Annotated in this window: 9 protein-coding genes; 2 read left to right on the top strand and 7 right to left on the bottom strand. The window is 70.7% G+C overall.

What is annotated here, in order from left to right; all coding sequences use genetic code 11:
* Together GKQ77_RS17680 and GKQ77_RS17675 are read right to left on the bottom strand one after the other, a co-directional pair.
* The coding region (locus tag GKQ77_RS17680) for a cytochrome P450 (protein WP_219689750.1) at positions 1 to 1,246 on the bottom strand (1,246 nt) is incomplete at its 3' end.
* Positions 1,243 to 1,512: a phosphopantetheine-binding protein gene (locus GKQ77_RS17675; protein WP_219689749.1), complete on the bottom strand. Its 270-nt coding sequence runs from the start codon at positions 1,510 to 1,512 to the stop codon at positions 1,243 to 1,245. The genes GKQ77_RS17675 and GKQ77_RS17680, both read right to left, overlap by 4 nt.
* Before the next feature lie 230 nt (positions 1,513 to 1,742).
* On the opposite strand from GKQ77_RS17675, the gene ddaH reads away from it, so the two are divergent.
* Entirely contained in the window at positions 1,743 to 2,561 is an 819-nt protein-coding gene (gene ddaH / locus GKQ77_RS17670) for a dimethylargininase (RefSeq protein WP_219689748.1), read from the top strand.
* A 106-nt stretch (positions 2,562 to 2,667) separates the two neighbouring features.
* Positions 2,668 to 5,805, top strand: a complete 3,138-nt coding sequence (locus GKQ77_RS17665; RefSeq protein WP_504739863.1) for an ATP-binding protein — start codon at positions 2,668 to 2,670, stop codon at positions 5,803 to 5,805.
* Here the strand turns inward: GKQ77_RS17665 and GKQ77_RS17660 are convergent.
* From GKQ77_RS17660 to GKQ77_RS17640, 5 genes are all read right to left on the bottom strand, one after another.
* Positions 5,789 to 6,553: an ABC transporter permease gene (locus GKQ77_RS17660; RefSeq protein ID WP_219689746.1), complete on the bottom strand. Its 765-nt coding sequence runs from the start codon at positions 6,551 to 6,553 to the stop codon at positions 5,789 to 5,791. The two genes, GKQ77_RS17665 and GKQ77_RS17660, sit on opposite strands and share 17 nt — an antisense overlap.
* Complete coding sequence (locus GKQ77_RS17655) at positions 6,550 to 7,488, bottom strand: ATP-binding cassette domain-containing protein (protein WP_219689745.1); 939 nt, start codon at positions 7,486 to 7,488, stop codon at positions 6,550 to 6,552. The genes GKQ77_RS17660 and GKQ77_RS17655 overlap by 4 nt, the downstream gene beginning before the upstream one ends.
* Before the next feature lie 25 nt (positions 7,489 to 7,513).
* Positions 7,514 to 8,266, bottom strand: coding sequence for a thioesterase II family protein (locus GKQ77_RS17650; RefSeq protein ID WP_219689744.1), 753 nt, complete (start codon positions 8,264 to 8,266; stop codon positions 7,514 to 7,516).
* Positions 8,263 to 12,084, bottom strand: coding sequence for a non-ribosomal peptide synthetase (locus GKQ77_RS17645; protein ID WP_219689743.1), 3,822 nt, complete (start codon positions 12,082 to 12,084; stop codon positions 8,263 to 8,265). The genes GKQ77_RS17650 and GKQ77_RS17645 overlap by 4 nt, the downstream gene beginning before the upstream one ends.
* A 5-nt stretch (positions 12,085 to 12,089) precedes the next feature.
* On the bottom strand, positions 12,090 to 12,369 hold a 280-nt coding region (locus GKQ77_RS17640), incomplete at its 5' end, for a phosphopantetheine-binding protein (protein ID WP_219689742.1).

The raw sequence follows: 12,369 nt of genomic DNA, 5'->3' as shown, positions 1-12,369 counted from the left end.
ACGTCATCCGTTTCTTGACGACGATGGGGAGGTGGGTCATCCCGGCGATGAAGTACGACCGCAGATGCCGCGGCTCGCCGTCGAGGGCGATCGAGCCGCACCGCTGGAGCAGTTCCTCGAAGAAGACGCGCAGCGTCAGGCGGGCCAGTGGCGCCCCGACGCAGAAGTGCGGCCCGAAGCCGAACGCGACCTGGCGCTTGGCGTTGTCCCGCGTGATGTCGAACTGGTGCGGATCGGCGAACTGGGACTCGTCCCGGTTGGCCGATCCGATCCAGGCGACGACCGCGCCACGGGCCGGGATCGTGCCCCCGCCGATCCGGGTGTCGCTCACCGCGTACCGCATGAAGTTGCAGGCGGCCGACGTCCAGCGCAGCCCTTCCTCGACCAGGTTCGGGGCCAGCGACGGGTCGGCCTGTGCCTTCGCGTACTGCTCCGGGCGTTCGATGAGGGCGTGCACCGTGCCGGAGACGGTGTGCGGCGTCGTCACGTTGGCGCCGAGGAGGATGCTGTAGCCGTCGAGGGCGATCTCCTCGTCGGTCAGCGGCGCCTCTCCCGCACGGACGTTCATGAGGTGGTCGAGCAGACTGCCGTCCTCGTCCCCGCTCGCCCGCCGCCGTTTGACCCACTCGGTGACGTAGGTGACCAGCTCGTGGTGGGAGATGGCCAGCGTGGCGGCTTCGCTGCCGTGCTGGAAGTGCGGGTCGGAGGGGGCGGTCACCATCGCGGTCAGCTGCACGAGTTCGGCCCAGTCCCGCTCCGGGATCCCAAGGAGCGGGCCCGTGACCATGGCCGGCAGGAGCAGCGCCTGTTCGGCGAGGTCGAAGGTGCCGCCTTCGAGGGCCGGTTGGAGGAAACGCGCGATCGTCCCCCGGATGCGGTCCTCCCAGGAGGCGACCGCCCGCGCGGTGAGCCTGGCGCCGATCGCCCTGCGGACCTGGGTGTGCCGCGGCGGGTCGGTGGAGGTCATCAGCTTGCCCGCCGCGACGTCGTCCACGCCGAGATGGGTCACCACCGTGCCGCGCTCCGAGGTGAACTCACGGTGGTCCCCGAGCACCCGGCAGACGTCGTCGTAGCGGGTCACTGACCAGAACTCCCGGCCGTCGGGCAGGACTTGGTGGTGCAGGGGCGCCTTCGCGCGCATCACGTCCCAGACCGGGTGCGGATCGCCGGAGGCGTAGAGGTCCAGGTCGAAAAGGTCGACGCGATCGAGGTCGACCTCGCGTGCGGGACCCGGCGTCAACCTCACGTCCGTGTCCTCCCCTGTTCGATCAGGGCGGCGACCTTGGCCGGTGTCTGCGCCAGATAGAAGTCGCGCACGGACAGCTCGACGCCGTACTCCTCGGTCACCCGGTCGATGATCTTGATGCCGATCAGTGAATTGCCACCGATCGCGAAGAAGTCGTCGTCCGCCCCGACTTCGCGGGTATCGAGGTATTCCCCCCACAGCGCCGAGATCTCCCGCACGAGCGATTCAGGCGCACTTGAAGACGCGGCTTGCGCTTCTGACTCCATTGCCAGCCTTTTCCTTTCCACTGTCCCGCTGGCGAGACACACCCGTTGACCGGAGTGTCCGCCGACAGTGCACCGAGGGGGGCATCGCCACGCCAACGTAAAGGGCCCGGGAAACGCGACGCAAGGGGTGACGGCGGTGCCGCATTGACTCCGCCTTCGCCGCATTATTCGTTTCTCGGCCGGGAACCGTTCAAGAATTCTCGAACTCACAGCTACGGAAGGAACCAAAGATGTCGCACGAACAGCGAATGGCCTCACCCAGGCAATATCTGATGTGCCGTCCCACGTACTTCGACGTCACATACTCGATCAATCCGTGGATGGACCCGGAACGCCCCACCTCGATACAGACCGGGCTGTCCCAGTGGAAGTGGCTGTTCGACACCTTCGCCGGTCTGGGCCACGACGTACGGCTGATCGAGCCCGTACCGGGGCTGCCCGACATGGTCTTCGCCGCGAACGGCGCCCTCGTCGTGGACCGCAAGGTGCTCGTCGCGCGGTTCAGGCATCCCCAGCGCAGGGACGAGTCCGCAGCGTACCTGGAGTGGTTCGGCCGTGGCGGGTGGTCCGAGGTCCGGCAGGCGGAGTACGTCAACGAAGGCGAGGGCGACTTCCTCTGCGTGGGCGGGGAGATCCTGGCCGGCACCGGCTTCCGCTCCGAGTCCCGGGCCCACGACGAGGTGCGCGAGTTCTTCGGGCGCCCGGTGACCGGCCTGACCCTGGTCGATCCGCGCTTCTACCACCTGGACACGGCGCTGGCGGTGCTCGGAGAACGGGAGATCATGTACTACCCGGGGGCGTTCGACGCGGAGAGCCGGGGCGTGCTTGCCGAGCGGTTCCCGGACGCCGTCCTCGCCGAGGAGGCGGACGCCGCCGTGTTCGGCCTCAACGCGCTGTCGGACGGCCGCAATGTCGTCCTGCCCCGTGCGGCCACCGGCCTCGCGGCGCGGTTGCGCGAGCGCGGCTATCACCCCGTCGGCGCCGACCTGACCGAGCTGCTGAAGGCCGGGGGCAGCGTCAAGTGCTGCACGCTGGAACTGCGCGAGTGAGGCATCGCGGGGGGCCTCCGGTTGTCCTGTCGGCGGGACAACCGTGAGGGCCAAATGCCCATGACAGAATCAGCGGGTGCAGATCGGGGTGCTGGGTCCGTTTGAAGTGCGTACCGACGAAGGTGACTTGGTCGATGTGCCGGGCGCGCGACTGCGCGGGCTGCTGATCGCCCTCGCCCTCAGAACGGGTCATGCGCTCCCCAAGGCGGCACTCGTCGACTGGATCTGGGGCGAACACCCGCCTTCGGATGCGACGAACGCCCTTCAGCGCTTGGTTTCCCGGCTGCGCAAAGTTCTGCCGGACGGGGTGATCGAGGGCAGGACGGACGGCTACCGGCTGACGCTGGAGCCCGACGCCGTCGACGCCGTGCGGTTCGAGCGGCTCGTCGCCGCGGGCCGGGCCCGCGCCGAGAACAGTCCCCGGCGGGCACGGCTGCTCGGTGAAGCGCTCGGTCTGTGGCGCGGGGCGGCCCTGCAGGACGTCGGACTGCAGGACAGCGCCGCCTTCGACGCCGCCGTCAGCCGGCTGACGGCCCTGCGCCTGACCGCCACGGAGGAGCGCGTCGAGGCGGAGATCGCACTGGGGCGCGGGGCGGAGATGGTCGACGAGCTGACCGACCTGGTCGCCGCGCACCCGGTGCGGGAGCGGTTCGTCGCCGCGCTGATGCGCGCCCTGGTCTCGGCCGGCCGGGACAGTGAGGCGCTGCTGGTGTACCAGCGTGCGCGGGAGGCCCTGGCCGACGCGCTGGGCGCCGACCCCTCCGCCGAGCTGGCGGCGTTGCACGTGGCGCTGTTACGGGGTGAGCTGGCCCGGGACCTGCGGCAGGGAGAGGCCCACCACAGGACCAATCTGCGCGCCGAGCTGACCACCTTCGTCGGCAGGGGCGCCGATCTCTGCGCCGTCCGCGAGCTCGTCGCCGAGCACCGGCTCACCACCGTGATCGGGCCGGCCGGGTCGGGGAAGACCCGGCTCGCCACGGAGACCGCGCGCACCCTCCTGGACGAACTGCCGGACGGCGTCTGGCAGGTGGAGCTGGCCGCCGTCCGCGTGAACGGCGGCGTGGCCGACGTGGCGCAGTCCACGCTCGCCGGTCTAGGCCTGCGGGACTCGCTGCTCGGCGGAGCGCCGAACGCGGAGCTGATGGACAGGCTCGTCGCCGCGATGCGGGAGCGGGAGGCGCTGCTGATCCTGGACAACTGCGAGCACGTCATCGAGTCGGCGGCGGTCTTCGCCCACCGGGTGCTCGGCGAGTGCCGGCGGCTGCGGATACTCGCGACGAGCCGGGAACCTCTCGGCATCACCGGCGAGGCGCTGTGGCTGGTCGAGCCGCTGGCCCTGCCGGAGGGTGACGCGAGCCCGGACGAGATCGAGGCCTCGCCCGCCGTCCGGCTGCTGCGGGACCGGGCCGGGGCGGTGCGCCGGGATCTGGGCGCCGACGCCCATACGCTGGCGACCACGGCGCGGGTCTGCCGGGCTCTGGACGGGATACCGCTGGCGATCGAACTGGCCGCGGCCCGGTTGCGCACCATGTCCATCGACCAGCTGGGCCACCGGCTCGACGACCGGTTCCGCCTGCTGACCAGCGGCAGCCGCACCGCGCTGCCGCGCCACAAGACGCTGCGCGCGGCGGTGGACTGGAGCTGGGAGCTGCTCTCCAACGCCGAGCGGACGGTGCTGCGCAGGCTGGCGGTGTTCTCCGGCGGGGCGAGCCTGGAGGCGGCCGAACGGGTCTGCGCGGGCGACGCGGTCGAGCCCGAGCAGGTGCTCGAACTGCTCACCGCGCTGACCGAGAAGTCGCTGCTGCTCGCCGAGGGCCACGGCGCACCGCGTTACCGCATGATCGGAACGATCAAGGAGTACGCCCGGCACCGGCTCGCGGAGGCCGGGGAGGCGCACCGCGCGCGCCACGCGCACCTGACCTACTTCACCGAGCTCGCCGAGACCGCGGAGCCGCATCTGCGCCGCGCCGCGCAACTGGACTGGCTGGCCACGCTCGACACCGAGCACGACAACATCGGCGCGGCGATGCGGGGTGCGCTCGCGGCGGGCGAGGCACAGGCGGCGATGCGGCTCGCGGCGGTCGCGGGCTGGTACTGGTGGCTCGGCGGCCACAAGACCGAGGGCATGGAGCTGCTGACCACGGCCATCAGGATGCCCGGCGAGGTGACCGACGAGGTCCGCGCCATGGTCTACGCCCTCCTCGCGATGTTCATGAGTTCCGGGCGGGGCGGCGACGAACACCAGGCCGCGGAGTGGATCCACAAGGCGCACCGGTTCGGCGGGCGCAGTCGGCGCCGCCATCCGGTGCTGGAGTTCATCGGTCCGCTGGAGCGCATGCTCCAGGCGCCCGACTCCTTCTTGCCCGCGTTCGAACCGCTGTTGGACGACGAGGATCCGTGGGTGCGCGCGATGGCCCGGCTGCACCAGGGCAAGATGCGGATCATGCTCGGCCGGGACGGGTGGGAGGCGGACACGTATCTCCGGGAGGCGTTCGCCGAGTTCTCGGCGCTCGGGGAGCGGTTCGGGCTCTCGTTCGCCCTGACCGAGCTGGCGGACCGGATCGCCGTGCGCGGTGAGTTCGCCGCCGCGTGCCGCCATTACGAGCAGGCGATCGCGGTCGTCACCGAGGTCGGCGCCCGGGAGGACGTCGTCCGGATGCGGTCGCGGCAGGCGCAGTTGTACTGGCTGCTGGGCGACGAGGAGGCCGGGGCGGCGGCCATCGCCGAGGCGCGGCGGAGCGCGGAGCGGGTGACCTGGCCGGACGCGCTGGCCGAGCTGGCCCTTTCGGAGGCGGAGCTCGCCCGGTGGGGCGGCGACACCGAGGAGGCGCACCGGCAACTGGGCATCGCGGCGGCCATGCTGGGCGAGGAGGCGGAGCGGGCGAACATCCGCGCGGTCACCCATGACCTGCTCGGTTACCTCGCCGACGACCTCGGTGAGGCCCGGGCGCACCGTGCGGCGGCGTGCGCGGCGGCGTCCGAGGGGGGTCACGCGCCGCTGATCGCCCAGGTGCTCGTCGGGGTCGCGGACCTCGCGCTGCGCCGTGACGAGCACGAGCAGGCCGCGCGGCTGCTGGCGGCGAGCGTGGGCGTACGCGGGCTGCGGGACCGCTCGCTGCCGGACGAGGCGCGGATCGAGCGGGCAGCGCGGCGCCGCCTCGGCGACGCGGGGTTCGCCGAGGCGGCTCGGGAGGGGGAATCGGTCAGTTGGTCTCAGCTGGTCGAGGTCACGCTCGCTTCTTGAACGTGGTGAGCGCCCAGACGTAGCCGATGAGGGAGAGCCCGACGCACCAGGCGACGGCCGCGATCGCGTCACCGCTCGAGGGGCCGCTCTCCACGAGCAGCCCGCGCAGGGTCTCGATGATCGGGGTGAAGGGCTGGTACTCCGCGAACTGCCGCACACCTGCCCCCATCGTCTCCGCGGGGACGAACGCGCTGCTCAGGAAGGGCAGCAGGATCAGCGGGACGGCGGCGAGGCCGGCCGTCTCGACGGTCTTCGCGGCGAGGCCCACGGCGACGGTCAGCCAGCTCGTCGCGAAGGTGAGCAGGACGACGAGACCGAAGACGCTGAGCCAGTCCATGGCGCTCGCGGTCGGGTTGAAGCCCATCGCGAAGGCCACCGCGACGATGGCCGCGTCGGCCACCAGACAGCGCACCGTGGTGATGACGACGTGGCCGGTGAGCACGGCGCCGCGGGAGACGTCCATGGCCTTGAAGCGGTTGATGATGCCCTTGGTCATGTCGTCGTTGACGGCGGTGGCGGTGGCCCCGAGACCGTAGCTGATGCCCATCACGAGCATCCCCGGTGTCGCGTAGTCGACGTAGTCGTCGCCGACGCTGAAGGCGCCACCGAAGACCTTGACGAACATGAGCATGACCAGGATCGGGATGAGGAGCGCGTTGAACACCGTGATCGGGTTGCGCAGGGAGTGCTTCAGGTTGCGGCGCAACATGATCGACGAATCGGTCAACGCCTCGGAGAGGGAACTCACTTCACCGCCTCCTTCGTGCTCGCCCGCCCGGTCAGGGCGAGGAAGACGTCGTCGAGGTCCGGTGTGTGCACGGAGAACTCCTGGGCGTTGATCATGTGCTCGTCGAGCCGGTCGAGCAGGGCCCGCAGCGACCTGGAGTCACCGTTGCCGGGCACCCGCAGTGTCACCTCCTGATCGTCCCGGGTGGCACCGGGCAGGATCCGCGCCGCCGTGTCGAGGTCGTCGAGGTCGGCGAACCGGAGCCGTACGTGGGTGCCGGGGACCTGGCGCTTGAGCTCTGCCGGGGTGCCCTCGGCGACCAGGTGCCCCTGGTCGAGCACCACGATCTGGTCGGACAGCTCGTCGGCCTCGTCGAGGTACTGGGTGGTGAGGAAGATGGTGGTGCCGTTGGCCACCAGATCGCGGACGATCCCCCACATCGTGCGCCTGCTGCGGGGGTCCAGACCCGTGGTCGGCTCGTCCAGGAAGATGATCCGCGGCCGGCCGACCAGGGTCATCGCCAGGTCGAGCTTGCGGCGCATGCCGCCCGAGTAGGTCGCCGTCATCTTGTCCGCGAACTCCACCAGGTCGAACCGGTCGAGCAGTTGCGCGACCGTCTGATCACCGGAGGGGACGCGTTTCAGGTCCGCCATCAGCCGCAGGTTCTCCCGGCCCGTCAGCAGGTCGTCCACCGCGGCGAACTGCCCGGTCACGCCGATGGCGGTGCGCACCTGCTTGGTCGCGGCCGCCACGTCGTGCCCGGCGACGTACGCCGTCCCGGCGTCGGCCTTGAGCAGCGTCGCCAGGATGTTCACCGTCGTCGTCTTGCCCGCCCCGTTCGGGCCGAGCATGGAGAACACCGATCCCTCGGCGACCTCGAAGTCGATGCCGTCGAGGACGACCTTGTCGCCATATGCCTTGCGCAGTCCAGAGACTGCGATCGCCGAACTTCTCATGGGTCCACCGTCCTCGCCGCGACTGTCACCGATCTGTCACGTCCCTGACACGGCCACTGACATCCGGCGCTCCTCCGCTTCGTCCTTGGCGCTCGATCACATCCAGCACCTCACGGCCGAGATCGACCAGGTACATGTGATCGCCCGGAAGTTCCGCATAACTGAAGGTGCTCGTGGTCGCGTCCCGCCACTGCCGTGCCTCGTCCGCGGTGACGAGCCCGTCGGAGTCACCCCGCAGCGAGCAAATCGGCACCGACACCGGTTCGTCGGTGCTCGGGAGGTAGTTCTCGTGCATCTCGCAGTCGGCCTGCAGCACGGGGAGGATCAGCTCACGCATTTCCGGGTGGTCGAGAGCCGGGTGCCGGAAGCCCGCGAACTCCTCGACCCGGGCGAGGAACTCCTCGTCGGGAAGGCCCGCCGCGCGCCTCTCCCGCTGCGTCCACGGCCCCGGCGAGCCACTGACGACCAGGCGCTCGACATGCACATCGCGCTTGCTCAGCAGGTGCACGAGTTCGTACGCGAGCACCGCGCCCAGGCTGTGCCCGAACAGCACCACCCGCGCCCCCTCGCCGAGCGTCGCCGCGATGCCCTCGACCTCGTTCTCGGCCGCCTCGACGACATTGCGGTACGGCGTCTCCAGCATCCGCCGCTCCCTGCCGGGCATTTCGACGGCGGCCACGGGCCACCGGTCGCCGGCCAACGCCCGCCACGGGTGGAAGAAGGAGGCGCCCGCTCCCGCGAACGGCACGCAAAGCAACGTGGTCCGGTGGCCGGTCATGCCGCGAGCTTGCGGTTGATGACCTCCATGATTTCGGCCACCGGCCCGGGCATGTGCAATTCGTGATGCACGGCCCGTACGTCATGCACTTCGATGTTGCCGAGGATGTACGGCCGCCAGAGGTGCGCGTACGAGTTCTCTTCGAGCGTCGCGTTGAAGAACAGCACATCACCGCGGTAGACCGGCGATTCGAAATCCATCATGATGGCCGCGTTGTTGGCCAGGATCCTCGCCATGGCGTTCACGAGTTCCTGCCGGTTCTCGGTGCCGAAGTATTCCCCGAAGTGTTCTTCCAGTTCCTGCCGGTAGTCCTGCACCGTCCTGCCGGTGTGCAGTTCCTTGAAGTAGTTTCCGCCCGGCTGGGAGTCCAGGATGGCGACGAAGGCGATCTCGCGCCCGCGCCGGTCGACCGCCTCCGCGACGGCCTGCACGACGGTCCCGCCGTAGGACCATCCGATCAGGTGGAAGGGTCCCTCCGGCTGGACCCGCACCATCTCGTCGACGTAGTCCTCGACCATCTCCTCCACCGACCCCGCCAACTTGTCCACGCCGTTCCAGCCGCGCGACTGCAGGGCGTAGGCCGGCCGGTCCTGCGCGTGCAGCACGAAGCTGAAGAACGCCCAGCCGAGGCCGCCTCCCCCGTGGAGGAACCACAAGGGCAGCTTGCCCGTACCCGGGTCGTTGTTCAGCGGCAGCACGACAGCGAACGGATCGGACAGTTCCTCGGAGGAGGCGACGAGCAGCAGCGCGGCCAGCTCGGCCACCGTCGGGTACTTGATGATCGTCCGCAGGGGCACCTCGATGCCGAACTCGCCGTGTATGCGGGCGCTGAGCCGGGTGGCCATGAGCGAGTGCCCGCCGAGTTCGAAGAAGTCGTCGTCGATGCCGACCCGCTCGAGGCCGAGCAGGTCGGCGAAGAGGGCGCACATGCGCTCCTCCTGGGAGTTGCGCGGCGCCCGGCTTACGGTGGTGGACGCGTCCTCGGAGGGCAGCGCGTCCCGGTCGAGGTCCCCGTCCGGGGTCAGCGGGATCTCCGGGAGCGGGATCACCGCCGAGGGCACCGCGGGACGCGGGAGGTGCCCGCGCAGGTGCTCCGACACCTCGGCGAGCAGCCCCTGGACACCGGCGGCGGCCTCCGCGACAGCGGGCTCGGGCATCACATAACCGACGACGCGCTTGGCGCCGTCCTGGTTCTCGCGCACCACGGCCGCCGCCCGCGCCACGCCGGGATATCCGCCGAGCACCTGCTCGATCCGCGCCAGCTCGACCTGGAATCCCCCGAGCCGCACCTGGCGATCGGTGCGCCCGACGTACTCCAACTGGCCGTTGCTGTCCCAGCGCACCAGGTCCCCGGTGCGGTACATCCGTCCTCCTCGCCCGCCGTCGGCGGGGCCGAACGGGCACGCCACGAACCGCTCCGCGGTCAGCCCCGACCGGTTCAGGTACCCGCGGGCCACCCCGGCACCGGCGACGTACAGCTCACCGGGCACCCCGCGCGGCACCGGACGCAGCCGTCCGTCGAGCACGTAGACCCGGGTGTTCCCGACGGGCAGCCCGATCGGCGCCCCCGCCCCCACCCGTACGCGCGCCTCGGTGCACCACGTCGTCGTCTCGGTCGGGCCGTACATGTGGAACACCTCGGCGGCCTGCTTCGCCAGGATCCTGGCGAGCCGCGCCGGCAGCGTCTCCCCGCCGACGATGATCCGCAGACCGTTCGCGGCGTGCGGCTCACGCATCGACAGCGTCTGCCAGAAGCCGGGCGTGGCCTGCACCACCGTGACCTCGTGGCGGCGCAGCAGCTCCGCCACGGCCGACATGTCGTCGACGGTCCCGCCGCCCGCGACCACCATGGTCGCGCCGGTGATGAGCGGCAGATACAGCTCGGTGACGGACATGTCGAGCGCCACGGTGGTGGCGAACAGCATCCGGTCCTCGGGCGACAGCGGGAACCGGCGCCGCATCGTGGCCAGGTAGTTGGCCACCGCGCCGCGCGGGACGGCCACGCCCCTCGGCTCGTCCGTCGACTCCGTCGTATAGCTGACGTACTGGGTGTTCTCGGGCCGGACGGCCACCTCCGGCGCCGTGTCCGGGTACCCCGCCGTGTCCGTCCCGGCCAGCGCGTCGACGTCCAGCACGAGCATCGGCTCCGCGTGCTCGAGGATGCGGTCGATCCGGGCACGCGGGTCGTCCGGATCCACCGGAACGCAGGCTCCCCCGGCCTTCAGCACCGCCAGCAGCGCCACGACCAGGTCCACCGACCGGGGCAGGCACACGGCGACCCGCGACTCCGCCCGCACCCCCTGGCCGACCAGCCAGTGAGCCAGCCTGTTCGACCGCGTGTCCAGCTCCCGGCAGGTGACCGACTCGTCGTCGCCGATGACGGCGACCGCCTCCGGTGTCGCCTGCGCCTGCCCGCGCACCTCCGCGACAAGACCGCCCTCCAGGGAGGGCTCGGCGGTGTCGTTCACCTCGGCCACCATCCGCTGCCACTCCCCCGCCAGCAGCACGTCGACGTCCCCGACGCACATGTCCGGGTCGGCGGCCACCTGCTCCAGAACGCGCACGAACCGCGCGGCGATAGCCTCGACCGTCTCCCGGTCGAACAGGTCGGTCGCGTAGAGGATGTCGCCCCGCAGCGCCCCGGCGTCGTCGGCGACCAGATTGAAGAAGAGGTCGACCTTGGAGGCCGACGCGGTGGCCGGCTCGACCGCCAGGGTGAGCCCGGGCAGTTCCAGCTCCGGCCGCTCGTAGTTCTGCAGGCCGAGCATCACCTGGAACAGCGGCTGGTACGCCGCCGAGCGTTCGGGGTTGATCGCCTCGACCAGCATGTCGAAGGGAACGTCCTGGTGTTCGTAGGCCGCAAGCGCCTTGTCCCGCACCTGGGCGAGCAGATCAGTGAACGCGGGGTCACCGGAGAGGTTCACCCGGAGCACCTGGGTGTTGACGAAGAACCCGACCAGATCGTTCAGCGCCTCGTCGGTCCGCCCGGCGATCGAGCTGCCGATCGTCACGTCGTCCCCGCCACCGAGCTTGCGCAGCAGCACCGCGAGCCCGGCGTGCAGGACCATCGACATGGTCGAGCCACGCCCGTCGGCCACCTTCTGCAGCCCGGCCGCCACCTCCGGCTCCACGACGAGACCCACGGTGGCGCCGCGCCCCTTCGTCTCCGCGGGCCGCGGGCGGTCCAGCGGCAGGTCCAACGGCTGCGGCACCCCGGCCAGTTCCTCGCGCCAGTACGCGATCTGCGTCGCGGCGAGACTGTCCGGGTCCGAGGCGTCGCCGAGCACCTCGCGCTGCCACATCGTGTAGTCCTTGTACTGCACGGGCAGCGGCTCCCACCGCGGGGCCCGGCCCTCCCTGCGGGCGGTGTAGGCCGCGGCGAGGTCCCGTGCCAGCGGCGCGCCCGAGCTGCCGTCCGTGGCGATGTGGTGGATGACCAGGACGAGCACGTGTTCCTCGGGAGAGCAGCGGAACAGGCGCACCTGCACCGGGGGTTCGGCCGCCAGGTCGAAGCGGTAGGCGATGGCCTTGTCGACCGCGCCGGACACGTCCTCGGGCGCGACCTCGACCACCGCCACCTCCGGCGTGGCCCGAGCCGTCGGCAGGATCCGCTGGTGGAGTTCCCCGTCCTCGTTCGTCGCGTAGACCGTGCGCAGGATCTCGTGGCGGTCGACCACGTCGCGGATCGCCGCGGTGAGGGCCGCCTGGTCCAGGGATCCGGTCAGCCGGATGGCCGCCGGCATGTTCCAGTTCTCCGACCCGCCCTCCATCTGGTGCAGAATCCACATGCGGCGTTGTGCGGCTGAAAGCGGAATCATCGCTGTTACTCCTCTACGAACATCTTGCGCAGGCCGGGTCGGCGCGGAGCAGCCGATTCCGCCGTCCACGCGGCGAGCGCGGCCACTGTCGGCAGGTCGAAGATCTTGCGGATGGGTATCTCTATCGCCAGTTCGGCTCGGGCGCGGCTGATCAGCCGGGTGGCGAGCAGGGAGTGCCCGCCGAGCTCGAAGAAGCCGTCGTCGATGCCGACCCGGTCCACGCCGAGCACCTCGGCGAAGAGCGCGGCCAGGGTCTCCTCGCGGGGGGTGCGGGGGGCCCGGTAG

The organism is Streptomyces anatolicus (assembly GCF_019400875.1).
GTDB classification, from domain to species: Bacteria; Actinomycetota; Actinomycetes; order Streptomycetales; family Streptomycetaceae; genus Streptomyces; species Streptomyces anatolicus.
The sequence above is the reverse complement of the archived record's forward strand: the minus strand, read 5'-3'. Positions and strand labels throughout refer to the sequence as shown.

Coding starts and splice junctions, on each gene's coding strand:
- GKQ77_RS17675 (WP_219689749.1), bottom strand. CDS start 1,512: ATGGAGTCAGAAGCGCAAGCCGCGTCTTCAAGTGCGCCTGAATCGCTC.
- ddaH (WP_219689748.1), top strand. CDS start 1,743: ATGTCGCACGAACAGCGAATGGCCTCACCCAGGCAATATCTGATGTGC.
- GKQ77_RS17655 (WP_219689745.1), bottom strand. CDS start 7,488: ATGAGAAGTTCGGCGATCGCAGTCTCTGGACTGCGCAAGGCATATGGC.
- GKQ77_RS17650 (WP_219689744.1), bottom strand. CDS start 8,266: ATGACCGGCCACCGGACCACGTTGCTTTGCGTGCCGTTCGCGGGAGCG.
- GKQ77_RS17645 (WP_219689743.1), bottom strand. CDS start 12,084: ATGATTCCGCTTTCAGCCGCACAACGCCGCATGTGGATTCTGCACCAG.